Below are 24095 nucleotides of genomic sequence, written 5' to 3'. Positions count from 1 at the left end.
GCCCAATGATTAAATAAATTTAATGGGGCGCAACATGCCGCGTCGGCGCGCCCGAGCCAGGGCTTGCAAGGCTTGCAGCGCCTGTCACGGCGCCGGGTTCAGCACGTATCCCGCGCCGACCACCGTATGAATCAGCGCCACCGGGAAGTCGCGATCCACCTTCGCCCGCAGCCGATGCATGTGCATGTCGATAATGTTGCCGCGCGGCTCGAAATCGTAATTCCACGCCGCCTCGAGCAGCATGCTGCGCGTGACGACCTGCCCCTCGCGACGCGCCAGACATTCAAGCAACAGAAATTCGCGGTGCTGCAGACGCAGATCGCGGCCGCCGCGGCTTGCTGTCCGCGCCCGCGTGTCGAGCACCAGATCCGCGCATTCGAGCCGCTCACTCATCCTGCTACGATCCGCCCGCCGCGCGAGCGCCTCGATTCTTGCCAGCACTTCGACGAAGGCATACGGCTTGACGAGATAGTCGTCGCAACCTGCGCGAATCGCCTCCACGCGTTCGTTCAGGCCACCGACCGCCGACAGCATCAGCACCGGCGTCGTATCCCCACCGGCGCGCAACTGCTGGACGAGTGCCACGCCGTCGAGCGCCGGCAAGCGCCGATCAGTCACAATCACGTCGTAGATGCCCTCGCGCGCATAGGCGAGCCCGGTCGCACCGTCGGCTACGGTGTCGACAATCAGACCGCTCTCGCTCAGGCCACGCGCCAGAAACTGGCTCGCGCGCGTATCGTCTTCGATCAGCAGGATTCGCATGCGCAATCGGGGCAATCGGGGCTTACATTAAAATTTTTTCATGTTGGCGCGAAATGCCTGTGCAGCTTCGCGCGGCATACTGCGGACATCGTAGGTACGAGCGTAGCGTAAAACGGCCGGCTGGCGCAGCTTCGACGCTCGCCCATTTCTGGAAAAAAGCATGTCGAACGTATTGGTCGTCGAGGACGACGAGCAGACTCTCGCGGAGATCGTCGAAGCGCTCGCCGATCACGGCTGCAAGGTCGAAACCGCCAGCACCGGCCGCGACGGTCTGATGCTCGCGGTCGCCAACAACTATGACGCCATCGTGCTCGATCGCATGTTGCCGGGCGGACTCGAAGGGCTTGGCATGCTGTCGGCGTTGCGCAGCGCCGGCGTGCTCACGCCGGTGCTGATCCTGAGCGCGCTGTCCGCGGTCGACGAACGAGTGCGTGGTCTGCGCGCCGGCGGCGACGACTATCTGACCAAGCCGTTCGAGTTCATCGAGCTGACCGCGCGGCTCGATGCGTTGATGCGCCGGCGCGAGGCGGCGCCCGGTGTGCAGGAGTACCAGGTCGGCCCGTTGCGTCTGGACCCGCTCAAACGCGAAGTGACCTGCGCCGGCCGCGCAGTACAGTTGCTGCCGCGCGAGTACCGGCTGCTCGAATACCTGATGCAGCATGAAGGCCAGGTGGTGAGCCGTACCATGCTGTTCGAAGCGGTATGGGACTACCGGCTCGACGAGCGGACCAACGTGATCGACGTGCACATCAGCCGTCTCAGAAAGAAGCTCGACCCGGACGGGACGGCTCCAATGATCGATACCGTGCGCGGTTCGGGGTACATGCTGCATGCGCCTGACTGAACTGCACCGCACCACCGGCTTTCGCCTCGCCACGCTGTTTCTGGTGCTGTTTGGCGTGATCGCGTTGCTGCTGTTCGGTTACCTGTACCGCGAGATCACCGGCTTCGAGCAGGAACGCATCGACGACTGGCTGATTCGCGAGCACGCACAGTTGAAACGCGAAGCGCCGGACGAACTGATCGCGCGATTCGAACATCAGAACCAGTTCGATCCGCGCCGTCAGCGTCCTTTCGGCCTGTTCGACGCCAGCGGCAAACATCTTGCCGGGGGCCTTTCGGGCGATCAGCCGGCGATCCCCGTCTTCGACAAGCCGTTTTCGATGCGCCTCGCCAATCTGCCGGGCCACCCCCCTGGCCGATGCATCGCAGCGCGCGTGCCCGATAGCCGCATCGCCCTGCAATGCCAGAACACCCTCGAACTCGACCACTTCGACGACGAACTGCTGCATGCATTGCTCTCCACCGCGATGATCACGCTCGTGATCGGCCTGATCGGGGCGAGCCTGATTGGTATTTCGGCGATGCGGCGGCTCGATGCGGTGACCGCGTCGATCGAAGAAATCGTCGCCGGCAATCTCAGCAGACGTTTGCCGGTGCATTCGAAACGCGACGACGTGGATCGCCTGGTCGGCGTCGTGAACGGGATGCTCGACGAAATCGAGCGCCTGATGAACGAGGTCAAAGGTGTGTGCGATGCGATTGCGCACGATCTGCGCACACCGCTCACGCGGATGCTCGGCGGACTCGAACGTGCGCAACGGCGCGCCAGAACCGAGGCGGAGTATCGCGCGGCAATTGATGAAAGCATCGTGGAAACCAGCGGCCTGCTACGCACTTTCAACGCACTGCTGCGTATTTCGGAAATCGAAAGCGGCGTGCGCCGCGCCGGCTTCACCAGCGTCGATCTGGCCGCCGTCGCCGACGATGTGTTCGAGTTCTACGAGCCGACTGCCGAAGACAGGCAGATCGCCTTCGAACTGCAGCGGACTGTGTCCGGGCCGCTGGAGATCCAGGGCGATCCGAACCTGCTGTTCGAGGCACTGGCGAACCTGGTGGAAAACGCCATCAAGTTCGCGCCGCACGGCGGACTCGTGCGTATCACGCTGTGGCACGACGAAAAAGGCGCTGGCGTGACGGTCCAGGACAATGGGCCGGGCATCGCGCCGGCCGAGCGCGATGCCGTCCTGCGTCGTTTCTATCGCGGCGAGGGCAGCCGCCATACGCCCGGCAGCGGCCTGGGGCTCAGTCTTGCCGCCGCCGTGGCCGGCATGCACGGCATGGTGCTCGAGTTCCATGACGCGGCCGTCGGTTGCGAAATCAGTCTGTTCAAGCCCGCGCAAAGTCATCTGGCAGATAGCCGATGATCGATTGGTAGCCACGGTGCAGGAAAACCGTATTCATTGCATCTTCGAAATCTGTCAAGCGAGGATCCTGGCATGGAGGAACGCGGCGTCATCGCGTCGGGCTGGCGATCCAGCCGGCGCTGCATCGCTTCGCGTTCCCACAGGCGGATGCGCCGGTAATCGGCCGGCTTACACTGGCTCTTGATGGGGCGGCGCTGACAGGCACTGCTCCAGTAGGTTCGCCATGTCATGCCGCTGCGTTCAATCGGACTGTATCGGTAGATGGCCCGCTGCCCAGCCGGTCATTGATATTCGTCATCCCTGGCGATGTAGATGAAGTCGGCCTGATCGAAGCGGCCGTCGGCCTTTGCGCCCGAAGTGGTGGACTTAGTCCCCGAAGGGGTCACGGGGCCCCAAGGCGTCATCGATCGCGTGTATTGCACGGTGCATCGCCTCGCCTACCGCCGCCTGCCCAATGAGCGGGGATTGATACCGCTCGGGCTTGGGTGCAGGAGATGCCTCGTGGGTGGCACCCCCCTTGGACAGACGCTCGATCAACAAAGTAACTGTCGACCCTCCGTCGCGATGGTCCCGCGTGCTGACGGTAATAGCAAAGCCCCGATGCTCTTGTCGCTCTTCCATGGCAGCCTCCTTACCTCTGAAGGAATCGTAGCATGAAGGAACGCCTGGCCCGGCCTCAATGCTGGCCGGCATTCAGCAGCATCCAGGTCTGTTGTCCGGGCGGTCCGGCAAGAATGCGTGTGAACGCGGCACCGCACCGCTTGCAGATGTAGTGCAGTTCCACCACGTCGCCCTTCAAAACACCTGCGCCCTTGAGCGCCAGGTCGTCGTGCGGATCAACGGTCGCGCGCTGACCGTGAAGATCCGCGCACGCATCGCAGGGCTGAATCCAGAGTTCCACTCCGGACTACGCTTTCCTATCCAACCAGTCTGCCGCTACGGACTTCGCATGCGCGACGGCGTCTTGCGCATCACGGAATACACCAAGCTGCTCCCAATGTTCCTCGACCGCGTAAGGACCCTTCATGCCGAGTGCCTTTTGGATGCTCAAATGCGCTGCATACCTGCCGTCCTCCAGTGGTCGAGCAGCTGCAGTCACCTTGTGCGGGAGCGCAGATCTCTCCGGTTGAACCAACTCAACGGGACCGCCGGGAAGGCCGATGTTCAACTCATTGCGCACTTCGCAGTCTGGGCAATGGAAGCAGAACCCTTCGTTCTCGCAGATCGCTTTGATCTGTCCGCGGGCCAGCACGGCGCGACATTCAACGTTTTCGCAGAAATACGGCATCGCGGTCTCCATGGTGGTTTGCGAGGAATCCTAGCATGACCACCAACGACCAACCATCAGCATTGTTGCCGTGCCCATTCTGCGCCCGCGAAGCCGTATTGATCGAGCAATGAGATCGCCAAAGGCGAACTCGTCAACGGTCGCCGAATTTACCTCCAACCCGGCCGTTACGTCCAGGCGGCGGCACCCCTTAGATAGCCTCATGCGTGCCACCCGGCGTCTCCCGGTTTCCAGAGCTGCTATTCTTTCCTCTCCCGACCGCCGCATGGTCGCACGTGGTAAGCCCAGCGCCTGCCATCAAGCGAGACGGATTTTCAATGTTCGGTTTTCTGCGCAGCTACTTTCCCAACGACCTCGCGATTGATCTCGGCACGTCAAACACGCTGATCTACATGCGCGGCAAGGGCATCGTCCTTGACGAACCTTCGGTCGTGTCGATTCGTCAGGAAGGCGGCCCGAATGGCAAAAAGACCATTCTGGCAGTTGGCAAGGAAGCCAAGGAGATGCTTGGCAAGGTGCCGGGCAACATTGAAGCCATCCGCCCGATGAAGGACGGCGTGATCGCCGACTTCAACATCACCCAGCAGATGATCAAACAGTTTATCCGGATGGTGCACGCACCGCGCATATTTGCGCCGTCGCCGCGCATCATTATCTGCGTGCCGTGCGGGTCCACCCAGGTCGAACGACGTGCAATCAAGGAAGCCGCGCATAGTGCGGGCGCGTCGCAGGTGTACCTCATCGAAGAGCCCATGGCCGCCGCAACCGGCGCAGGCCTGCCCGTGTCTGAAGCGACTGGCTCGATGATTGTCGATATCGGCGGCGGCACCACCGAAGTGGGTGTCATTTCGCTCGGCGGCATCGTGTACAAAGGTTCCGTGCGCGTCGGCGGCGACAAGTTCGACGAAGCCATCGTCAACTATATCCGCCGCAACTATGGAATGCTGATCGGCGAACAAACCGCCGAAGCCATCAAGAAGGCAATCGGCTCAGCTTTCCCGGGTTCGGAAGTCAAGGAAATGGAAGTGAAGGGCCGAAACATGTCAGAAGGCATACCACGCAGCTTCACGGTCTCCAGCAATGAGATCCTCGAAGCCCTCACCGATCCGCTGAACCAGATCGTATCGGCGATCAAGATCGCGCTCGAGCAAACGCCGCCGGAACTCGGCGCCGATATCGCCGAGCGCGGCATCATGCTCGCGGGCGGCGGAGCACTTCTGCGCGACCTCGATCGGCTGCTCGCCGAGGAGACCGGTCTACCGGTGTTCGTTGCCGAAGACCCGCTGACCTGTGTCGTGCGCGGCTCGGGCATGGCGCTCGAACGCATGGACAAATTCGGCAGCGTCTTCGCCTACGAATGAGCGTGGCGGCACTGTCGCAAGATACGGACTCTGCGGCGGCCAGGCCTGGTCAATTTCTATTGCCGCATACCCCGCCTCCCGGGACATGCTCGGGACCGGTGCTGCAGCGCGGAGCGTCGCATCTCTGAGTGAAGCCGACGTTCGAATGTCCACAGGAGAGCGCGATCGAACGGCCGTAGACGTTTAAGGCGCAGCACAGATGCTGACCGTAACAGTGAATCGGGAACGGTACCCGTGACGTGGTCACCGTTTCCTCGCCGCTCCACCTTGCCCGGCCAGGCGATCAACGCTCAAATGCATTATTCCGCAGTCCTTTGTAACACATCCCGGCCGGGTTCTCCCTTTGCATTGAGTGCTGCGATGCAGAGCAGGCTCCGCATCGAGCCGACTTCGAGGACGGCTTTATTCAAGGTGCCAGGTGGGAATTCCATCGCCGAACCTGTCTACGCAGACAATGCATCGGCCGCCGCAGGTAGCGTACCTGCGGCGCTTGTTATAATTAGACAGAGTTTACGCGAAATCCCGCAAACCCTTGCTGGTAATGAACGGCAGGAATAGAAAAAGGCTCTCAGGGCAAAACCTGAGAGCCTTATCTAGTCTGGTCGGGGCGAGAGGATTTGAACCTCCGACCACCTGCACCCCATGCAGGTACGCTACCAGGCTGCGCTACGCCCCGAAAGCACAAAAGTATAACAGACCCTTCATCCGATTAGAACCGCTGACATCCGACAAAAAGCACAATCAGTGACTCAACAGATCAATCACATGCAGCAACTCCTTGCGCAACTGATCGATATCGACCACCGTTGCCGGCTGCACTGCCACCGGTTCAACCACCTGTTCCTCCATCTCCACCGGCCCACCCTGTCCCGGACCATGCGAGTCGAGACGGTTGCGCGCGCCGTTAATCGTAAAACCCTGCTCGTACAGCAACTCGCGAATCCGTCGGATTAGCAGCACTTCATGGTGCTGATAATACCGTCGGTTACCGCGCCGCTTGACCGGCCTCAACTGCGTGAACTCCTGCTCCCAGTAGCGCAGCACATGCGGTTTCACACCGCACAGTTCGCTGACTTCGCCGATCGTGAAGTAGCGCTTCGCTGGAATCGGAGGCAAGACGACTTTTTCGATCGTCGCTGTCATCGTCAGTTAGCTGTGGTGGGTTGCGCAAGAAAACGCACGAAACACGCGATAGCTAGGACCGCGCGAAGCTCGCCTCAGCGCCGCTCTCAACTAGCGCCTTCAACTTTTGACTTGCATGGAACGTCACGACGCGACGCGCGGCAATCGGAATCGCCTCACCAGTCTTCGGATTGCGGCCCGGACGCTGCGGCTTGTCGCGCAACTGGAAGTTGCCGAACCCGGACAGCTTCACGCTGTCGCCGCTCTCCAGCGCATCGCGAATCACCTCGAAGAACGCTTCGACCATGTCCTTCGCCTCGCGCTTGTTGAGTCCGACATTGTCGAACAGCAACTCGGCAAGCTCGGCCTTGGTCAGCGTCGGCGTTTCGGCCGACGCACTGGCGGGTGATGTCGGAATATCGCGAATCATGGCGCTACGCTGCGCCGTAAGAAGGGCTTCGAAATCACTCGAGTTCATTTCGTTCATAATCTATAAAATGGCGCGCTAACCAGAAACGGGTAATGCGGAAACAGCCGTTTTAAGGTTATCCGCGCAGCCGTGCGCCATATACTCGAGCCAGACGATCCACCAGGGTTTTAATGGCCAGATCGACCGTTTCATCCTGAAGGGTCCCGCCAGTATCTTGCAAGGTCACACGGAACGCAAGGCTTTTCTCGTTGGGTGCCAACCCACCGGAAGTATTTGATTTTGGACGAAATTCATCGAAAAGCGCAACCCTCTGGATTGTCTTGCAGGCATCCTCGGAAAGCGCCTTTTGGATCTCGTCGAGAATCGCCTGAACCTCGATTTTCTGATCGACGACAACCGCAATATCACGTCGCACCGGCGGGAACTTCGACACTTCTGTCGGGCTCGGCAAAGCGCGCTGCATTAATGCGTCAGCTTCAATTTCAAACAGGATCGGCGCATTCGGTAAATCGTATTTCTGCATCCAGCGAGGATGCAATTCGCCAATCCAGCCCACCGCACGACCATGCAGTTCGACGCGCGCGCTGCGCCCCGGATGCAGAGCCGGATGCCCGGTCTTGACGAAACGCGCCACCGCCGGCGCAAACAGGGCTTCCAGGTCGCCCTTTACATCGAAGAAATCGACCGCACGCGACGGCGCGCCCCACTGCTCATCCAGAGCCGGTCCGTATGCCAGCCCACCCACCATCTTCGGCTGCGCGAAACCTTCGACCGTCAGCTCGCCGGCCTTGATCGACGGATCGCACAGGAAGACACGGCCCGCCTCGAACACACGAACGCGGTCCGCGCGACGATTCAGGTTGGAGCGCAGCACGCTGATCAAACTGCCGAACAGCGTCGTGCGCATCACTGACATCTGGCTTGCAATCGGATTCAGCAGGCGCACCGGGTTGTCGTTTCCGGCGAAGTCCTGCTCCCACTCGGCATCGACGAAGCTGAAGTTCACGGTCTCGGCGTAGTCACGCGCAGCGAGCGCATGACGGATCTCGTGGATCGACCGCTGCGTTTCGTTGGTGCGGCGCATTTCGCTCGTCGCAACGGGCGGGCGCGCCGGAATCCTTTCGAAGCCGTAAATGCGTGCGACTTCCTCGATCAGGTCTTCTTCGATTTCGATGTCGAAGCGGTACGACGGCGGCGTCACCGAAAACATCTCGCCATCGCGCTCAAATTCGAGGCCGAGACGCGTGAAGATCTCCGCGATTTCATCAGCGTTGATCGTGACGCCGATGATCCGGTTCGCCCGCGCAACACGCATCTTTACCGATGCCCGCTGCGGGATATTGACGATCTGATCGTCCACCGGACCGGCTTCGCCGCCACAGATGTCGAGGATCAGTTGCGAGATGCGCTCGATATGCTCGACGGTCGTCGAGTAGTCGACGCCGCGCTCGAAGCGATGCGCTGCATCCGTCGAGAAGTTGTACTTGCGTGCGCGGCCGCGGATGCTGTCGGGCCACCAGAAAGCGGCTTCGAGATAGATGTTGGTCGTGTCGAGCGTGACGGCCGTGCTGTCGCCTCCCATGATGCCGGCAAGACTTTCGACGTGCTGATCGTCCGCGATGACGCCGACGGTTTCATCGAGTTGGACTGTGTTGCCGTTCAACAGCTTCAGCGTTTCGCCACGACGCCCCCAACGGACGTCGATGCCGCCATGGATCTTGTCGAGGTCGAACACGTGCGACGGACGGCCTAGTTCGAGCATCACATAGTTCGAAATATCGACGAGGGCGGAAATGCTGCGCTGGCCGGAACGCTCGAGGCGCTCAACCATCCATTGCGGCGTCTTCGCGTGTGCATTGACGCCGCGAATCACGCGCCCTGAGAAACGGCCGCACAGGTCCGGAGCAGAAATCCTCACGGGCAACGTTTCGTTGAGCTTCACGGCGACCGGCTTGATCTCGAGCGGACGCAACGGTGCACCAGTGATCGCGGACGTTTCGCGCGCAACACCGAACACCGACAGACAATCCGCCTTGTTCGGCGTCAGCTTGATTTCGAAGATCGTATCGTCGAGATTGAGCGTCTCGCGGATATCCTGACCGATCGGCGTATCTTCCGGCAGAATCAGGAGGCCGCTATGATCCTCCGACAGCTTCAGTTCGCGCGCCGAGCACAGCATGCCCTGGCTCTCGACGCCGCGCAGCTTCGACAGCTTGATCTCGAACGATGCACCTCCCTCTTCGGCCGGCGGCAGCTTTGCGCCAACCAGCGCAACCGGCACCTTGATGCCCGGCGCGACATTCGGCGCGCCGCAGACGATATTGAGCGTGGCGCCTGTGCCCGCGTCGACCTGACACACATTGAGCTTGTCGGCGTCCGGGTGCTTGACCACTTCGAGCACACGGCCAACCACGACCTTCGACGTGGGCGGCGCCGCTGGGCTCAGCCCTTCGACTTCGAGGCCCGCCATCGTCAATGCGTGCGACAGTTCGTCCGTCGTCATCTTCGGATCAGCAAAGCTTCTCAGCCAGGATTCAGGGAATAGCATGGTTCTTTACGTTCTAAACAGGTTAGGTCTACGTCCGGCGGTTTCGTTTGAGTCCATCGGCGACGCCGCTTGTGGCGTGCACATCCTCTGGATCATGCGCGCCCGCTCCGGTCGCGAGTGACGTTGTGCGTTATGCGAATTGCCGCAGGAAACGAAGGTCGTTTTCGAAGAACAGACGCAGGTCCTGCACGCCGTAACGCAGCATTGTCAGCCGCTCCAGGCCGCTGCCGAATGCAAAGCCGATATACCGTTCAGGATCGAGGCCCATGTTACGGATCACTGTCGGGTGAACCTGGCCAGAGCCGGAAATCTCGAGCCATTTGCCCGCGTTCTTGCCCTGCTCGAACATCATGTCGATTTCGGCCGACGGTTCGGTGAACGGAAAATAAGATGGGCGGAAGCGCACGAGTATGTCGTCGCGCTCGAAAAATTTCTTGAGGAAGTCGGTGTAGACGCCCTTCAGGTCTGCGAAGCTGATGTTCTCGTCAATCCACAGGCCTTCAACCTGGTTGAACATCGGCGAGTGGGTAGCATCGCTGTCGACACGGTAGGTGCGGCCCGGCACGATAACCTTGATCGGCGGTGTGTTGGTGCGGGCGTAGCGCACCTGCATCGGGCTCGTGTGCGTGCGCAGCAAAAGCTGACGGCCGTCCGCATCCTTACCGTCGATGTAGAAGGTGTCCTGCATCGAACGGGCCGGATGATTTTCCGGGCTATTCAGTGCGGTGAAGTTATACCAGTCGGTTTCAATTTCGGGGCCGTCGGCTACGTCGAATCCGATCGTACGGAAAATCTGTTCGACACGTTCCCATGTGCGCATGACCGGATGCAAGCTGCCTGCTCCGACCCCGCGACTGGGCAACGTGACGTCGATGGCTTCGGCGGCGAGGCGCTGATTCAGCAGCGCCTCGGCCAGCGCCCGGCGACGCGCCGTAAGTGCGGCTTCCACTTGCTGCTTGGCGACATTGATACGTGCGCCTTCAGTCTTGCGAGCCTCGGGATCGAGCTTGCCAAGGCCCTTCAACAGTTCGGTCAGCGCACCCGACTTGCCGAGAAAACGGGCTTTCTCGTTTTCTAACGTCGTGATGTCAGAGGCGTGTTCGAAGGCTTTTTGCGCGTCGGCGACAATCTGGTCCAGATCCATTGATCCCATCTTTTCAACGTCAGTATTCAATGCGAGCAAAAGAGGCTCGACCAACAAAAAAGGGGCTCGGTGAGGAGCCCCGTTTTTGTTGCAGCGTCACCGAGACTACCGGATCTTCGCTGCAACGAACCACGCAGTGCGATTTGCTAAGAGCGCAATCAGGCTGCAACGGCGGCTTTCACCTGCTGAACGATCGCAGCAAAAGCGGCCTTGTCGAACACAGCCATGTCGGCCAGCACCTTGCGGTCGAGTTCGATCGAAGCCTTCTTCAGGCCATTGATGAACACGCTGTATGTCATGTCGTGCTGGCGCACCGCCGCGTTGATACGCGTGATCCACAATGCGCGGAACACACGCTTCTTGTTGCGGCGATCGCGGTAGGCGTACTGGCCTGCGCGCATGACCGCCTGCTTGGCGATGCGATAGACATTATTACGACGGCCGCGGTAACCCTTGGCCAGCTTGATGATCTTCTTGTGGCGGGCCCGTGCGGTAACCCCACGTTTTACTCGAGGCATGTTTCGCTCCTATGAGTTTCGGTTAAGGGTTAGGCGAACGGCAGCATCGCACGGACGGAGTTCAGATCGGAATCATGAACTGCCGTGGAACCGCGCAGGTGACGCTTGTTCTTGGTGGTCTTCTTGGTAAGAATGTGGCGCTTGAAGGCTTGACCGCGCTTGACGGTACCACCCGGACGCACCACGAAGCGCTTTGCAGCACTCTTCTTGGTCTTCATCTTAGGCATGACGAACAACTCCATTATTAGATGGATATGGGTGTGCGGTTGGCCCTGACAGCCCTTCACCCGCCCTTCGAAACCCACTCCACTTGGTATGCAGCCGGCCGATGATACTGGCCGCCGCCTTTTCAGGAGACGCACCCGCTACGCAGACGCGCTTCCGAAACCTGCCACTTCCGCCGACAGCCGCAACCCTGCGCCGAAGGAGACTACATATTCCTGACACAACCTGAACGGCGCGCACCGAACGATGCGCAATTGCCGCTTACTTCTTCTTCTTTGGGCCCAGCACCATGATCATCTGGCGCCCTTCCATTTTCGGCATCTGCTCGACCGCGCCGACTTCATCCAGGTCTGTGCGCAGACGTTCGAGCATGCGCATACCAATTTCCTGGTGAGCCATTTCGCGGCCGCGGAAACGCAACGTGATTTTTGTCTTGTCGCCGTCTTCGAGGAAGCGAATCAGGTTGCGCAGTTTGACGTTGTAATCGCCGTCATCGGTACCCGGGCGGAATTTGACTTCCTTAACCTGGATGACCTTCTGCTTGAGCTTGGCCTCGTGCTGCTTTTTCGCTTCCTGGTACTTGAACTTGCCGTAATCCATCAAGCGGCAAACCGGCGGGACCGCCTGCGGGGCGATTTCAACCAGATCCACGTCTTGCTGTTCCGACATGCGGAAAGCATCGGCGAGTTTTACGATGCCGAGCGGTTCGTTCTCGACTCCGACCAGACGCACCTCAGGCGCAGTAATTTCACCGTTGATGCGATGCGACGACTTATCAGTAGCGATGTTACGTTTCCTCTAAAAATTAAAAAAACGAGCCGCGCTGCCAAGTGGCTTACTTGAACGACTGCACGTCCTGATGCAGACGCTCAATGAAGGCATCGACTGGCATTACACCTAGATCGACACCACCACGGGCACGCACGGCTACCGTTTGCGCATCACGCTCCTTGTCGCCGACAACCAGCAGATACGGGACCTTTTCCAGCGTGTGCTCCCGTATTTTATAGCTAATTTTCTCGTTGCGCAAATCAGCCTCCACTCTAACCCCTTGTTTTTGCAACGATTGGGAGAGAGATTGTGCATAGTCGGCCTGACTCTCGGCGATATTCATCACCACAACCTGCATCGGAGCGAGCCACGACGGCATTGCACCAGCATGGTGCTCGATGAGAATCCCGAGGAAACGTTCCATTGATCCGACGATTGCCCGGTGCAGCATGATCGGCCGGCGACGGCTGTTGTCTTCCGCCACGTATTCGGCGCCGAGCCGCTCCGGTAGCACCATGTCGAGTTGCAGCGTACCGCATTGCCACGAGCGACCGAGGGCGTCCTTGATGTGATATTCGACCTTCGGGCCATAGAAAGCGCCCTCGCCTGGCAGTTCGTCCCACGTCACGCCGCACGCCGTCAGGGCTTCGCGCAGACCCTGCTCCGCGCGATCCCATGTTTCGTCGGTGCCGGCGCGCGCGTCAGGGCGCAGCGACAGCTTGATGTCAACGTTCTCAAAACCGAAGTCCTTGTACACGCTCATCGCCAGCGTATTGAACGCAATCGACTCGCTAATGAACTGGTCTTCGGTACAGAAAATGTGCGCGTCGTCCTGCACGAAGCCGCGCACGCGCATCAGGCCATGCAACGCGCCCGATGCCTCATTGCGGTGGCACGAACCGAACTCCGCGTACCGCAGCGGCAGGTCGCGATACGAACGAAGGCCGTGATTGAACACCTGCACGTGACCCGGGCAATTCATCGGCTTGATCGCGTAGTCGCGCTTTTCCGATTCCGTCGTGAACATGTTTTCACGATAGTTCTGCCAGTGACCGGACGCTTCCCACAGCGAGCGATCCATGATCATCGGCGTCTTGATTTCGAGATAGCCGGCGTCATTCACTCGGCGACGCATGTATTGCTCGACCTGCTGCCACAACGTCCAGCCACGCGGGTGCCAGAACACCATGCCCGGCGACTCGTCCTGCATGTGAAACATGTCGAGCTGCTTGCCAAGCTTGCGGTGATCGCGCTTTTCCGCTTCCTCGAGCATGCGCAGATACGCCTCCTGGTCTTCCTTCTTCGTCCAGGCCGTACCGTAGATACGCTGCAGCTGCTCGTTCTTCGAATCGCCGCGCCAGTACGCGCCCGCGACCTTCATGAGCTTGAAAACCTTCAGCTTCCCCGTCGACGGCACGTGCGGACCACGGCAAAGATCCGTAAAACCGCCGTGCGAGTACAGCTTGATTTCATCGCTAGCGGGGATCGATTCGATGATCTCGGCCTTGTACTTCTCACCGATGCTCTTGAAGTATTCGACGGCTTCGTCGCGCGACACCACGCGACGCGACACCGGCTCATCTTTCTTCGCGAGCTCCTGCATGCGCTTTTCGATCTTCTCGAGATCTTCGGGCGTGAAAGGACGGCTGTAAGCGAAGTCGTAGTAGAAGCCGTTATCGATAACCGGTCCGATCGTAACCTGTGCTTCCGGGTAGAGGTCTTTCACCGCGTACGCCAGCAGGTGGGCCGTCGAGTGGCGAATGATGTCGAGACCAACAGCGTCCTTGTCGGTGACGATCGCAAGCGATGCGTCGCGATCGATCACCGTAGACGTATCGACCAGTTCGCCGTCGACCTTGCCGCCGAGGGCTGCTTTCGCGAGACCCGCACCAATCGAGGCCGCCACTTCGGCGACGGTCACCGGATGATCGTACTGTCGAACAGAACCATCGGGCAGACGAATCGAAACCATTGCACTCTCCGTGGTGCCAACCGGCGGCGGCACGTCCAGTATCGAGATAAAAAAAATGCGGCCCCGCTTTCGAGGGGCCGCATTCACATTTTTAGCAAACTACAAGGGCGAAATTGGTCCTCGACTAGCGCCGATCCGAAGTGGTTTCGGTCAACGTTCGCGGTGTCATAACCGTATTCGCCCTGTGTGCGCCGAGGCGCATACTACGTTCGCGAAACCCCGGAAAACCGGAATTTCAATTTCGTTGGTAGGCTCGATTGGACTCGAACCAACGACCCCCACCATGTCAAGGTGGTGCTCTAACCAGCTGAGCTACGAGCCTGAAGAAACGAGATTATATGGAGCGCCTCGAAACTTGGCAAGTATTTTTATGCGCCGACATTAAAAATCCTGACCGCCACACACCTCGACGTGCCGGAGATCGCGTCCTTATGTCTTGCGCGATGCACGCGCGACGCCCATTACTTCGCCGAGCAACGTGCACGCGCGCTGAATCTGCGCCGCACTCGACACCTCGACCGTAAACTGCATGAACGCCGCATTACGACGCGTCTGCGTCTTCACGCCGACCACATTCATCTTCTCGCGCGCAAAAACTTCGGAGATGTCGCGCAACAGCCCCTGCCGATCCGTCGCCTCAATCGTCAGGTCGACGGGATATACCGAGTGTCCGTGGCCGCTCATCACATCGGCCGACCATGCTGTCTCGAGAACGCGCTCCGGCGCGCGCTCGGCCATACGAAGGAAGGTTGGACAATCGCTGCGATGAATCGACATGCCTTTGCCGCGCGTCACGAATCCGCTGATATCGTCGGGCGGCGCGGGACGGCAGCAACGTGCGAGTTGCGTAAGCAGCGCATCGACGCCGACAACCAGCACGCCAGTCGACGCCCCGTGCGCTACGCTCGCGCCACTACTGCGTTTTTCGAATTGCTCAGGCGCCTCGACGACCGGTTCCGGCGGCGGCGCATCGTTCAACGCTTGCTCAATCAGACGCAGGCTGAACTCTTCCTTGCCGACGACCGAGAACAGATCGTCGGTGGTCTTGAAGCCGAGCTTTGCAGCGAGCTGATCTAGATTGACCGAAGTCTTACCTTCGCGTTGCAAGGTCTTTTCGACCATCGCGCGGCCCGTCGCGATGTGCTCCTGCAACTCCACAGCGTTGAACCAGGCGCGCACCTTCTGACGCGCACGCGGGCTTTGCAGATAGCCGAGTTGCGGATTGAGCCAGTCGCGCGACGGACCGCCCTCTTTCACTGCGACGATCTCGACCGTCTGCCCGTTCTTCAGCGGCGTGTTGAGCGGCACCATCGCGCCATCGACGCGCGCACCGCGGCAACGGTGCCCCAACTCGCTATGCAGGTGATACGCAAAATCGATAGCCGTTGCGCCTTGCGGTAACGGGATCACGCGCGCCTGGGGCGTCAGCACGTAGATATGATCGTCGTCGAGTGTTGCCTGGCGCAGTTGCTCCCACGGCTGCGCGGCACGCTTTTCGCCATGCTCGCCTTCGGATACATCGTCCTTCCAGGCGAGCAGCTGACGCAGCCACGCAATCTTCTCGTCGTATTTCTCGCTAGCGCTGAACTGGCCGCCGTAGCCGCGCGCGCCTGCTTCCTTGTAGCGCCAGTGCGCCGCGACGCCGTATTCCGCGAATTGATGCATCTCCTGGGTGCGGATCTGGACTTCGAAAGCCCGGCCATCGTCGCCGATCACAACCGTGTGCAGCGATTTGTAGCCATTCGGCTTGGGTCGCGAAATGTAATCGTCGAATTCCTTCGGCACCGGTTGCCACAGGTTGTGCACGATGCCGAGCACCGTGTAGCAGTCCTTTATGTCCGGCACGATCACGCGGAACGCGCGCACGTCGTAGAGTTCGGCGAAATCCAGTTCCTTGCCGCGCATCTTGCGCCAGATGCTATAGATGTGCTTTGGCCTGCCGCTGACTTCCGCGCGGATGTGCGCGCCCGCAAGCTCATGTTGCAGCCGGGTGATCGCCTCGGACACGTATGTCTCGCGCTCGACCCGCTTCTCGTCGAGGAGCTTCGCGATGCGCTTGTAGGTTTCAGGTTCTTCGAAACGGAACGCGAGATCTTCGAGCTCCCATTTCAGTTGCCAGATGCCGAGCCGGTTCGCGAGCGGCGCGTAGATATCGAGTGTCTCGCGTGCCACATCCGGCGACGGCGTGATTCTCGCCGCTGCGTAGTAACGCAGCGACTGCAGCCGCGATGCGAGACGGATCAGCACGACACGGATGTCCTGCGCAAACGCGAGCAACATCTTGCGCAGCGCCTCCACCTGCGCACGGCGCGCCGCCTGTGCGTCACGCCCTGCCTCGGGGATCGCATTCTGCGCCGCGCGCAGGCTGACGGTGCCGAGACGCAACAGCTTGCGCACGTCGCCAACCAGTTGCGCGACTTCTTCGCCGAACCGGTCGGCGAGGATGCGTTCAGGGTCCTTCAAATGCGGCGTCAACGCAAAGAGCGCCGCCGCCAGGACAGCCGGCGGATCGACGTTGAGTGTGCCCATGATCGCCGCAGTACCCGCGGCATGATTGGCAAGTAGTTCGCCCGATGAGAGCCGCACCTCTCCTGCATACTCACGCACCAACGCCATCGCATCGTCAATAGACGGTGCGGGTTGAGGAGCGGTCGTGACGGTTTCGGTGTTCATGGTGCGGCTCGCCTTGTGAGGCGGAAAGCAGTGTTGCAATCGATCAGCTACGTTGCGCTGCCACGACGACGACTTCGACGAGGCAATCCGGGTTTGCCAGCTTCGCTTCGACGGTGGCGCGCGGGGGCGTTGCGCCCGGTGCGACCCACGTGTCCCACACCGCGTTCATGCCGGCGAAATGCACCATGTCGGAGATGTAGATCTGCACGGACAGCAGGTGCGACTTGTCGCTGCTCACTTCGGCAAGCAGGCGGTCGATGTGGCCGAGCACTTCACGCGTCTGGCCCGCGATGTCCTGGTTGGTATCTTCGGCGATCTGGCCCGCAAGGTAGACGGTGCCGTTGTTCACGGCGATTTCCGAAAGGCGCGCGCCGACGTGGTGACGAATGACTGCCATGAAGAGTCCTGTGATTGAAAGTTAAACGTGTGTCGTTGAAACGTCCCGCAGCGCGCCTCGCAGGGCGCGCCGCGGAACCTCGTATTATGACGCGTCGGCGTTCTCGCCAACGAAGAAGCGTCGCGCGATGTCGATCTGGTCGTTCGAGAGAAAAGCGGGTGCGTGCCCGACGCCCGGGATTTCCACGCTCGATACAGCCCGCCCGTTCCCGACCATTTGAGCAACCGTTTCACGCGACAGCAGGTCCGATCGCTCGCCGCGCACCACGAGCACCGGGCCCTCGGTTGCAGCCAGCGAACGCCACAACGCAGCCTCACCTAGCGCGCTGAGCTCCGGTGTTGTCGCGGTGAACGGCTGCGCGATCCGCGGGTCGTAGCGCAACTGCCAGGCGCCGTCCCGCTGATGAAGCAGCGGCGTATTGATCTCGCGCCATTCTTCAGGCGTCAACGGACCGAAGGTATTTGCGAGCAGCGCAGCGTAGTCGATGCCCTGCTGCAACGTCTCGAAGCTCGCCGGCTTGCCCAGGTAGTCACCGATACGCGCCACCGCTTCGGGTTCGAGATGCGGACCGACGTCGTTGAGCAGCATCTTGCGGATCGGCGAGTCTGGCAGGCCCGCCAGCGCCATCCCGATGAGGCCACCCATCGACGTGCCGAACCAGTCGACCGACTGGACGCCGAGCCGTGCGATCAACGTCACCATGTCGGCCACGTACTGCGGTACGCCGTAGTAGTTGGGGTCGGCGAGCCATGAAGACACCCCCCGCCCGACCACATCCGGACAGACGACGCGATACGTAGACGCGAGCGCCACGGCCAGCCGGTCGAAGTCGCGCCCTGAACGCGTCAATCCATGCACACACAGCAGCACACGCGGATTCTCCGGATCACCCCACTCGGTATAAGCGACGCGATGCAGTCCGCCCGGACTTATGCATTGCACGTCATATTGACGGGGCGACGACATACTGGCGGGATCAGGAGCAGCAACGGGCGTAGCAGTCATCGGAGATTTCCTTTGCTTGAGCAGAGACGTTGTTCGGCAACGGAAGCGACGTGCCAATGGAACGCACTCGATATGCAAACGATTTTAAACCGCTTTGCCGTTCAGGCCGGACTCGTCCGAATGGCCAGCACGACGAGCCCGGACTCCCTCTGCCAAAGGCACCTCGAAAAGGACTTCAAAGAGGGCGGCCAAAACAAAACGGGCGAAACTTACGCTTCGCCCGTTTTTTGCATCGGCGCCTGATCGCACCGACATCATCACTTTTCCTTCAGCCAGCGATCGTCAGCCCACGGCGCTCACGTCAAGCGGCGCGCCCGTCTTCGCCTTGATTTCATCGACGGTGACACCATCCGCCAGTTCGACGAGCTTCAGCCCGCCATCCGTCACGTCGATCACGCCGAGATCAGTGATGATCCGGTTGACTACGCCGACGCCTGTCAGCGGCAGCGTGCACTCTTCGAGAATCTTGTGCTGGTCGCCCTTCGCGACGTGCTCCATCAGCACGACCACACGCTTGACGCCCGCGACGAGGTCCATCGCGCCGCCCATCCCCTTGATCATCTTGCCCGGGATCATCCAGTTGGCCAGATCGCCCTTCTTGCTGATCTGCATCGCGCCGAGGATCGCCAGATTGATATGGCCGCCGCGAATCATCGCGAACGAGTCCGCCGACGAGAAGATCGACGAACCCGGCAGCGTCGTCACCGTTTGCTTGCCGGCGTTGATCAGGTCGGCGTCGACTTCCTCTTCGGTCGGCGACGGGCCGATGCCGAGCAGACCATTTTCCGACTGCAGCCATACTTCGACGCCCGGCGGGACATGGTTCGCCACCAGTGTCGGCAGGCCAATGCCGAGATTCACGTAAAAGCCGTCCTGCAGTTCCAGCGCCGCGCGCGCGGCCATTTGGTCACGATTCCATGCCATGATCATTCTCCTTTCGCGCGGACAATGCGTTGTTCGATGCGTTTTTCCGGATGGGCATTGAGCACGATGCGCTGCACGAAGATGCCCGGTGTGTGGATCGCGTCCGGATCGAGTTCGCCTGTCTCAACGATTTCCTCGACTTCCGCGACGGTGATCTTGCCGGCCATCGCGCACATCGGGTTGAAGTTGCGCGCGGTGCGGCGGTAGATCAGGTTGCCCGACTTGTCGGCCTTCCACGCCTTGACGAGCGCGACGTCAGCCGTCAGTGAAGGCTCGAGCACGTAGTGCCTGTCGCCAAACTGGCGGGTTTCCTTGCCTTCGGCGATCAACGTGCCGTAGCCCGTGTTCGTGAAAAACGCTGGAATGCCCGAGCCACCTGCGCGCAGCTTCTCGGCGAGCGTGCCCTGCGGCGTGAATTCCAGTTCGAGTTCGCCGGCCAGGTACTGGCGTTCGAACTCCTTGTTTTCGCCCACGTACGAAGAAATCATCTTCTTGATCTGCCGCGTTTCCAGCAGCAGACCCAGGCCGAAACCGTCGACGCCCGCGTTGTTGCTGATACACGTGATGTTTCTCACGCCCGAATCGCGCAGCGCTGCGATCAGCGCCTCAGGAATGCCACACAGGCCAAAGCCGCCGACGGCGAATGTCTGCCCGTCCTTGACGATGTCCTTGAGCGCGTCTGCCGCGCCTGGATAGACCTTGTTCATCAGTTTGTCCCTTCCTCGATTGGAAACCCGAAACCGGATCGGTGCGATGCACATCGGGCGCGACCCGATGCGTCATTCTAGTCATACGCGAGCGGCAATGCCGCTGCACGTTGCCTTCACCTGTATTTTCGCCACCTTTGATTTGTTCGAAAGGGTACGATGCTGCGCCCATGCTGCACAATACGCAAAAATACATAAGTATTTGCCGCCGCGCGCAACAACAAGCCACCGCCTGCCACTGCAACCCATGCCTGCCCTGGATTACCAAACCGCTTTTCACCTTGCGCCGATCGGCCTGGTACTTTCCCGCGAACGGACCATTGAAGACTGCAACGATCAGCTCGCGTCGATTTTCGGCTGTCCGCGCGAATCACTGCTCGGACAGTCGTTTCAGGTGCTGTATCCGTCGCCGGACGAGTTCGAGCGGATCGGCACCCGCATTCCACCAATCATGACCGCGCAGGGCAGCTACGCGGACGACCGCATCATGAAGCGCGCAAACGGTGAGCTGTTCTGGTGTCACGTGACTGGACGCTCGCTGGATCGCGCCGACCCGCATGCGGCGGGCGTCTGGACTTTCGAAGATTTGAGCGCGACGCGACGGGTCGCCATCGAACTGACCCCGCGCGAGCGCGAGATCGCAGCGCAGCTGGTGACAGGCAAGACCAGCAAGCAGATTGGCCGGGCGCTCGACATCAGTTCGCGCACGGTCGACGTCTACCGCGCGCGGTTGATGCGTAAATACGATACGGGGAATGCGACCGAACTGCTGCAGAGACTGCTCGGCCATTGAAACGACAGGAAGTTGACGGGCCGCGCCGCGGGACAGGTCACGACAGGCGCCCACAGCGCGGCGAGCCCGATGCTCAGGCCTTCGCCAGTGTGGCGTTCTCGATCGTTGCGCGCAGCAGGTCGGGAATCGGCACCGATTTGCCGGCGGCATAGTCGATCCACACGCAGCGCGCCGCGCCGCGCGCGTAGACGGTATTGGGATCGTCGGCGCGGGTGAGTTCGAAACCCGTATCGAAACTGCTGCGGCCGGGTGTGCCGACCGTCATCCGGCCAATCACGTCGCCTGGATAATGCAGCTGCCTCAGAAACTCCATCGACGCGTTGACGATCACCGGCCCCTGCCCTTCGCCATTGCCGCCCGCAATGCCGAGCTTCTCGAACCAGGAAATCCGCACCTGCTCCATGTAGCGGAAATAAACCGTGTTGTTGACGTGGCCAAACGCGTCCATGTCGCCCCAACGGATCGGCATGGACATCTCAAAAACTGCGTGGTATTCGCTCATCGTACTTCTTCTGCGGGTTGAAACAGGATCGCGCGCCGGGCCGCGAACAGCGGCCGGCGCACAGGTAAGGCGTCAGGACACGGCGCCGCTCAGGCGAGGCCGAAGCCGTCGTCGGCGGCAATGACCGCACCGTTGATGAACTGGGATTCGTCGGCGGCGAGCAGCAACAGCAGGCCGTCCAGGTCCTCCGGTTGGCCGACGCGATGGCGCGGCAGCATCGACACGAGCTTCTGCCCCTGCTCCGTCGACCAGTGATGATGGTTGATCTCGGTATCGATGTAACCCGGACAGATCGCGTTCACGTTGATGCCGTGGCGCCCCCACTCCAGCGCCATCGCTTTCGTCATGTGGACGACTGCCGCCTTGCTCATCGAATACAGGCCGATCTGCGGCAGCACGCGCAGGCCCGCCACTGACGCGATATTGATGATCCGGTAGGCCGGCTTCTGGCCGCCGCCGTTGCCGCGCATCATCATGCGTTTAGCCACTTCCTGCGCGACGAAAAATGCCCCGCGGGTATTGGTGTCGAACACATATTCGAAGTCGGCGGGCGTAACCTCAGAAAGTTTCTGCGTCGTCGATACGCCAGAATTGTTCACAAGAATATCGATCGTGCCGGCTTCCGTCTCCGCGTGCGCCACGGCCGACTTGATACTCTGATAATCGGTCACATCGAGCGACACGACGTGCGCAGCGCCTCCGGAGGCCTCGATTTCGGCGCGCAGCTCTTTCAGGCGCTCGGTACGTCGGCTCGCCAGCACGACTTTCGCGCCCGCCTGCGACAGCACCTGGGCGAAACGTTTGCCCAGCCCGCTCGATGCGCCTGTGATCAGCGCAACCTTGCCTTCCAGATTGATCGACCGGCCCATTGTCGTTCCTTTGTTCAGTTTTCAGTGGTCGCGACGGCTAGCTGCGCCAAAGGCCGCGATGAAGGGTTACACCGTATCATATAAATAGAACGGTCGTGCTAATATGTGCAGCTCGGGTTGCGGCGTCTGGGTGCTTCCCGGACAATACGATCCCGAAAAAAGCATTCTAACGGTAAGAGGAGCATCAATGACCCCCGCAAGTCTCATTGAGCAATACGGCCCGCGCGAGTCGATGGAATACGACGTCGTGATCGTCGGCGGCGGCCCGGCTGGCCTGTCCGCGGCGATCCGTCTGAAGCAGCGCGCGCAGGAGAAAGGCGTCGAGTTCGGCGTCTGCGTACTGGAAAAAGGCTCGGAGATCGGCGCGCACATCCTCTCCGGCGCGGTGATGGACCCGCGCGCACTCAACGAACTGATCCCGGACTGGAAGGAAAAAGGCGCGCCGCTCGATGTGCCGGTGACCGAAGACCGCTTCCTGTTCCTGTCGGAGACCGGCGCGAAGAGCGTGCCGCACTGGCTGCTGCCGGATAACTTCAGGAATGAAGGTAACTACGTCATCAGCCTCGCGAACGTCACGCGCTGGCTGGGCCAGCAGGCCGAGGCGCTCGGCGTCGAGATCTTTCCGGGTTTTCCCGCCGCCGAAGTGCTGTACAACGATGACGGCTCGGTCAAAGGCGTGGCGACCGGCAATCTGGGCATCGGCAAGGACGGCGAGCCGACCGAAAACTTCCAGCTCGGCATGGAGCTGCACGCCAGATACACGCTGTTCTGCGAAGGCGCGCGCGGCCATCTGGGCCGCCAGCTGCATGACAGATTCAAACTGCGCGACGGTGTCGATCCGCAGGTCTACGGCATCGGCATCAAGGAGCTGTGGGAAATCGATCCGGCGAAGCACAGGCCGGGGCTGGTGATCCACACCGCCGGCTGGCCGCTGGAAAGCGACACCTACGGCGGCTCGTTCCTCTATCACATCGACAACAACCAGGTGATGGTGGGCTTTGTCGTCGGGCTCGGGTATTCCAATCCGTACCTGTCGCCGTTCGAGGAATTCCAGCGCTACAAGACGCATCCGTCGATCCGCACGTTCCTCGAAGGCGGCAAGCGGGTGTCGTACGGGGCGCGGGCCATTACCGCCGGCGGCCTGATGTCGCTGCCCAAGCTCGTGTTCCCGGGCGGGGCGCTCGTGGGTGACGATGCGGGGTTCCTGAACGCCTCGCGCATCAAGGGCAGTCACGCCGCGATCAAAACCGGCATGCTGGCCGCCGATGCGGCCTTCGACGCGGTCCAGGCCGGCCGTCAGGCGGACGAACTGGCCGCCTATCCGCAAGCGTTCAAACAGTCGTGGCTGCACACCGAGCTGTACCGCGCGCGCAACTTCAAGCAGTGGATGAGCAAGGGCCTGTATCTAGGCACCGTGATGGTCGGACTGGAGCAGAAGCTGCTGGGCGGCAACGTGCCGTGGACGCTGCATCACCAGCACTGGGATCACGAGATGCTCAGGCCCGCTTCGCAGTGCAAGCCGATCGACTATCCGAAGCCGGACGGCAAGCTGACGTTCGACCGGCTGTCGTCGGTGTTCATCTCGAACACGAATCATGAAGAGAACCAGCCGGCGCACCTGACGCTGAAAGACGCCTCAGTGCCGGTGAACGTGAACCTGCAGACGTACGCAGGACCGGAAAGCCGCTACTGCCCGGCAGCCGTGTACGAGTTCGTGAAGAACGAGGACAGCAGCGAACGCCTCGTGATCAACGCGCAGAACTGCGTGCACTGCAAGACCTGTGACATCAAGGACCCGACGCAGAATATCGTGTGGGTCACGCCGGAAGGCGGTGGTGGGCCCAACTATCCGAATATGTGATCGCACAGGCTTTCCG

General features: G+C 60.7%; 23 protein-coding genes, 2 tRNA genes and 1 pseudogene. 5 read left to right on the top strand and 21 right to left on the bottom strand.

Features of this window, described 5'->3' with window-relative positions; all coding sequences use genetic code 11:
- Window positions 1-84 precede the first annotated feature (84 nt).
- On the bottom strand, window positions 85-762 hold the full coding sequence (locus tag B0G77_RS12645) for a response regulator transcription factor (protein ID WP_133662433.1): 678 nt from the start codon (window positions 760-762) through the stop codon (window positions 85-87).
- Between the two features lie 160 nt (window positions 763-922).
- On the opposite strand from B0G77_RS12645, the gene B0G77_RS12640 reads away from it, so the two are divergent.
- Window positions 923-1606, top strand: a complete 684-nt coding sequence (locus B0G77_RS12640) for a response regulator transcription factor (protein WP_133662432.1) — start codon at window positions 923-925, stop codon at window positions 1604-1606.
- A complete protein-coding gene (locus B0G77_RS12635; protein WP_133662431.1) occupies window positions 1593-2969 on the top strand; it encodes an ATP-binding protein in 1377 nt (458 codons plus the stop codon). Before B0G77_RS12640 ends, B0G77_RS12635 begins: the two co-directional genes overlap by 14 nt.
- 80 nt (window positions 2970-3049) lie before the next feature.
- Here the strand turns inward: B0G77_RS12635 and B0G77_RS12630 are convergent.
- From B0G77_RS12630 to B0G77_RS12615, 3 genes and pseudogenes are all read right to left on the bottom strand, one after another.
- Window positions 3050-3328: pseudogene (locus B0G77_RS12630) on the bottom strand (IS5/IS1182 family transposase); the annotation flags it as partial.
- Window positions 3329-3645: 317 nt separating this feature from the next.
- A complete protein-coding gene (locus tag B0G77_RS12620) occupies window positions 3646-3870 on the bottom strand; it encodes a hypothetical protein (protein ID WP_133662429.1) in 225 nt (74 codons plus the stop codon).
- 6 nt (window positions 3871-3876) lie between these two features.
- Complete coding sequence (locus B0G77_RS12615; RefSeq protein ID WP_133664123.1) at window positions 3877-4257, bottom strand: hypothetical protein; 381 nt, start codon at window positions 4255-4257, stop codon at window positions 3877-3879.
- A gap of 317 nt (window positions 4258-4574) precedes the next feature.
- Here B0G77_RS12615 and B0G77_RS12610 point away from each other — a divergent pair, with 317 nt between their 5' ends.
- The gene (locus B0G77_RS12610; protein WP_133662428.1) at window positions 4575-5618 is read left to right on the top strand and encodes a rod shape-determining protein; all 1044 of its coding nucleotides are present in this window, start codon (window positions 4575-4577) and stop codon (window positions 5616-5618) included.
- Window positions 5619-6217: 599 nt separating this feature from the next.
- Here B0G77_RS12610 and B0G77_RS12605 read toward each other — a convergent pair.
- The 15 genes from B0G77_RS12605 to B0G77_RS12530 all read right to left on the bottom strand — a co-directional run bounded on the left by B0G77_RS12605 (window position 6218) and on the right by B0G77_RS12530 (window position 20054).
- Window positions 6218-6294: transfer RNA gene (locus B0G77_RS12605), tRNA-Pro, on the bottom strand.
- A gap of 65 nt (window positions 6295-6359) precedes the next feature.
- Complete coding sequence (locus B0G77_RS12600) at window positions 6360-6761, bottom strand: MerR family transcriptional regulator (RefSeq protein ID WP_133662427.1); 402 nt, start codon at window positions 6759-6761, stop codon at window positions 6360-6362.
- Window positions 6762-6813: 52 nt separating this feature from the next.
- The gene (locus B0G77_RS12595; protein WP_133662426.1) at window positions 6814-7227 is read right to left on the bottom strand and encodes an integration host factor subunit alpha; all 414 of its coding nucleotides are present in this window, start codon (window positions 7225-7227) and stop codon (window positions 6814-6816) included.
- 58 nt (window positions 7228-7285) lie between these two features.
- A complete protein-coding gene (pheT, locus tag B0G77_RS12590; protein WP_133662425.1) occupies window positions 7286-9718 on the bottom strand; it encodes a phenylalanine--tRNA ligase subunit beta in 2433 nt (810 codons plus the stop codon).
- Window positions 9719-9848: 130 nt separating this feature from the next.
- Window positions 9849-10862, bottom strand: a complete 1014-nt coding sequence (gene pheS, locus B0G77_RS12585; RefSeq protein WP_166656150.1) for a phenylalanine--tRNA ligase subunit alpha — start codon at window positions 10860-10862, stop codon at window positions 9849-9851.
- 158 nt (window positions 10863-11020) lie between these two features.
- Window positions 11021-11380 (bottom strand): 50S ribosomal protein L20, encoded by a 360-nt coding sequence (gene rplT, locus B0G77_RS12580; protein ID WP_006052502.1) that lies wholly within the window; start codon window positions 11378-11380, stop codon window positions 11021-11023.
- 29 nt (window positions 11381-11409) lie between these two features.
- The gene (gene rpmI / locus B0G77_RS12575; RefSeq protein ID WP_006052501.1) at window positions 11410-11607 is read right to left on the bottom strand and encodes a 50S ribosomal protein L35; all 198 of its coding nucleotides are present in this window, start codon (window positions 11605-11607) and stop codon (window positions 11410-11412) included.
- 259 nt (window positions 11608-11866) lie between these two features.
- The gene (gene infC / locus B0G77_RS12570; protein ID WP_133662423.1) at window positions 11867-12391 is read right to left on the bottom strand and encodes a translation initiation factor IF-3; all 525 of its coding nucleotides are present in this window, start codon (window positions 12389-12391) and stop codon (window positions 11867-11869) included.
- Between the two features lie 49 nt (window positions 12392-12440).
- Window positions 12441-14348 carry a threonine--tRNA ligase gene (gene thrS, locus B0G77_RS12565; protein WP_133662422.1) on the bottom strand — a complete coding sequence of 636 codons (1908 nt, stop codon included), beginning with the start codon at window positions 14346-14348 and terminating at the stop codon, window positions 12441-12443.
- A 245-nt stretch (window positions 14349-14593) separates the two neighbouring features.
- Window positions 14594-14670 (bottom strand) — tRNA-Val (locus tag B0G77_RS12555).
- Between the two features lie 107 nt (window positions 14671-14777).
- Complete coding sequence (locus tag B0G77_RS12550; RefSeq protein ID WP_133662421.1) at window positions 14778-17021, bottom strand: bifunctional (p)ppGpp synthetase/guanosine-3',5'-bis(diphosphate) 3'-pyrophosphohydrolase; 2244 nt, start codon at window positions 17019-17021, stop codon at window positions 14778-14780.
- A gap of 43 nt (window positions 17022-17064) precedes the next feature.
- On the bottom strand, window positions 17065-17418 hold the full coding sequence (locus B0G77_RS12545; protein ID WP_133662420.1) for a RidA family protein: 354 nt from the start codon (window positions 17416-17418) through the stop codon (window positions 17065-17067).
- An 84-nt stretch (window positions 17419-17502) separates the two neighbouring features.
- Window positions 17503-18423 carry an alpha/beta hydrolase gene (locus tag B0G77_RS12540; RefSeq protein WP_133662419.1) on the bottom strand — a complete coding sequence of 307 codons (921 nt, stop codon included), beginning with the start codon at window positions 18421-18423 and terminating at the stop codon, window positions 17503-17505.
- A gap of 282 nt (window positions 18424-18705) precedes the next feature.
- Window positions 18706-19347: a CoA transferase subunit B gene (locus tag B0G77_RS12535; RefSeq protein WP_133662418.1), complete on the bottom strand. Its 642-nt coding sequence runs from the start codon at window positions 19345-19347 to the stop codon at window positions 18706-18708.
- A gap of 2 nt (window positions 19348-19349) precedes the next feature.
- Window positions 19350-20054, bottom strand: coding sequence for a CoA transferase subunit A (locus B0G77_RS12530; RefSeq protein WP_133662417.1), 705 nt, complete (start codon window positions 20052-20054; stop codon window positions 19350-19352).
- A 247-nt stretch (window positions 20055-20301) separates the two neighbouring features.
- Here B0G77_RS12530 and B0G77_RS12525 point away from each other — a divergent pair, with 247 nt between their 5' ends.
- Window positions 20302-20847: a LuxR C-terminal-related transcriptional regulator gene (locus B0G77_RS12525; RefSeq protein ID WP_133664122.1), complete on the top strand. Its 546-nt coding sequence runs from the start codon at window positions 20302-20304 to the stop codon at window positions 20845-20847.
- Window positions 20848-20920: 73 nt separating this feature from the next.
- Here the strand turns inward: B0G77_RS12525 and B0G77_RS12520 are convergent, their stop codons facing one another.
- Together B0G77_RS12520 and B0G77_RS12515 are read right to left on the bottom strand one after the other, a co-directional pair.
- Window positions 20921-21349 carry a thioesterase family protein gene (locus B0G77_RS12520; RefSeq protein WP_133662416.1) on the bottom strand — a complete coding sequence of 143 codons (429 nt, stop codon included), beginning with the start codon at window positions 21347-21349 and terminating at the stop codon, window positions 20921-20923.
- A gap of 89 nt (window positions 21350-21438) precedes the next feature.
- Window positions 21439-22218 carry an SDR family oxidoreductase gene (locus B0G77_RS12515; RefSeq protein WP_133662415.1) on the bottom strand — a complete coding sequence of 260 codons (780 nt, stop codon included), beginning with the start codon at window positions 22216-22218 and terminating at the stop codon, window positions 21439-21441.
- A gap of 187 nt (window positions 22219-22405) precedes the next feature.
- Between B0G77_RS12515 and B0G77_RS12510 the strand changes: the two genes are divergently transcribed.
- The gene (locus tag B0G77_RS12510) at window positions 22406-24079 is read left to right on the top strand and encodes an electron transfer flavoprotein-ubiquinone oxidoreductase (protein WP_133662414.1); all 1674 of its coding nucleotides are present in this window, start codon (window positions 22406-22408) and stop codon (window positions 24077-24079) included.
- The last annotated feature ends 16 nt before the right edge of the window (window positions 24080-24095 follow it).

This window comes from Paraburkholderia sp. BL10I2N1, assembly GCF_004361815.1.
Classification (GTDB): domain Bacteria; phylum Pseudomonadota; class Gammaproteobacteria; order Burkholderiales; family Burkholderiaceae; genus Paraburkholderia.
Note: the sequence above shows the minus strand (reverse complement) of the source record. Positions and strands in the feature narration are given on the sequence as shown.

Bases quoted from the DNA above. Each gene is read 5' to 3' on its own strand.
- B0G77_RS12645 (WP_133662433.1), bottom strand. From the start codon at position 762: ATGCGAATCCTGCTGATCGAAGACGATACGCGCGCGAGCCAGTTTCTG.
- B0G77_RS12640 (WP_133662432.1), top strand. From the start codon at position 923: ATGTCGAACGTATTGGTCGTCGAGGACGACGAGCAGACTCTCGCGGAG.
- B0G77_RS12635 (WP_133662431.1), top strand. From the start codon at position 1,593: ATGCGCCTGACTGAACTGCACCGCACCACCGGCTTTCGCCTCGCCACG.
- B0G77_RS12615 (WP_133664123.1), bottom strand. From the start codon at position 4,257: ATGCCGTATTTCTGCGAAAACGTTGAATGTCGCGCCGTGCTGGCCCGC.
- B0G77_RS12610 (WP_133662428.1), top strand. From the start codon at position 4,575: ATGTTCGGTTTTCTGCGCAGCTACTTTCCCAACGACCTCGCGATTGAT.
- B0G77_RS12600 (WP_133662427.1), bottom strand. From the start codon at position 6,761: ATGACAGCGACGATCGAAAAAGTCGTCTTGCCTCCGATTCCAGCGAAG.
- B0G77_RS12595 (WP_133662426.1), bottom strand. From the start codon at position 7,227: ATGAACGAAATGAACTCGAGTGATTTCGAAGCCCTTCTTACGGCGCAG.
- pheT (WP_133662425.1), bottom strand. From the start codon at position 9,718: ATGCTATTCCCTGAATCCTGGCTGAGAAGCTTTGCTGATCCGAAGATG.
- pheS (WP_166656150.1), bottom strand. From the start codon at position 10,862: ATGGATCTGGACCAGATTGTCGCCGACGCGCAAAAAGCCTTCGAACAC.
- rplT (WP_006052502.1), bottom strand. From the start codon at position 11,380: ATGCCTCGAGTAAAACGTGGGGTTACCGCACGGGCCCGCCACAAGAAG.
- rpmI (WP_006052501.1), bottom strand. From the start codon at position 11,607: ATGCCTAAGATGAAGACCAAGAAGAGTGCTGCAAAGCGCTTCGTGGTG.
- thrS (WP_133662422.1), bottom strand. From the start codon at position 14,348: ATGGTTTCGATTCGTCTGCCCGATGGTTCTGTTCGACAGTACGATCAT.
- B0G77_RS12550 (WP_133662421.1), bottom strand. From the start codon at position 17,021: ATGAACACCGAAACCGTCACGACCGCTCCTCAACCCGCACCGTCTATT.
- B0G77_RS12545 (WP_133662420.1), bottom strand. From the start codon at position 17,418: ATGGCAGTCATTCGTCACCACGTCGGCGCGCGCCTTTCGGAAATCGCC.
- B0G77_RS12540 (WP_133662419.1), bottom strand. From the start codon at position 18,423: ATGACTGCTACGCCCGTTGCTGCTCCTGATCCCGCCAGTATGTCGTCG.
- B0G77_RS12535 (WP_133662418.1), bottom strand. From the start codon at position 19,347: ATGGCATGGAATCGTGACCAAATGGCCGCGCGCGCGGCGCTGGAACTG.
- B0G77_RS12530 (WP_133662417.1), bottom strand. From the start codon at position 20,054: ATGAACAAGGTCTATCCAGGCGCGGCAGACGCGCTCAAGGACATCGTC.
- B0G77_RS12525 (WP_133664122.1), top strand. From the start codon at position 20,302: ATGCCTGCCCTGGATTACCAAACCGCTTTTCACCTTGCGCCGATCGGC.
- B0G77_RS12520 (WP_133662416.1), bottom strand. From the start codon at position 21,349: ATGAGCGAATACCACGCAGTTTTTGAGATGTCCATGCCGATCCGTTGG.
- B0G77_RS12515 (WP_133662415.1), bottom strand. From the start codon at position 22,218: ATGGGCCGGTCGATCAATCTGGAAGGCAAGGTTGCGCTGATCACAGGC.
- B0G77_RS12510 (WP_133662414.1), top strand. From the start codon at position 22,406: ATGACCCCCGCAAGTCTCATTGAGCAATACGGCCCGCGCGAGTCGATG.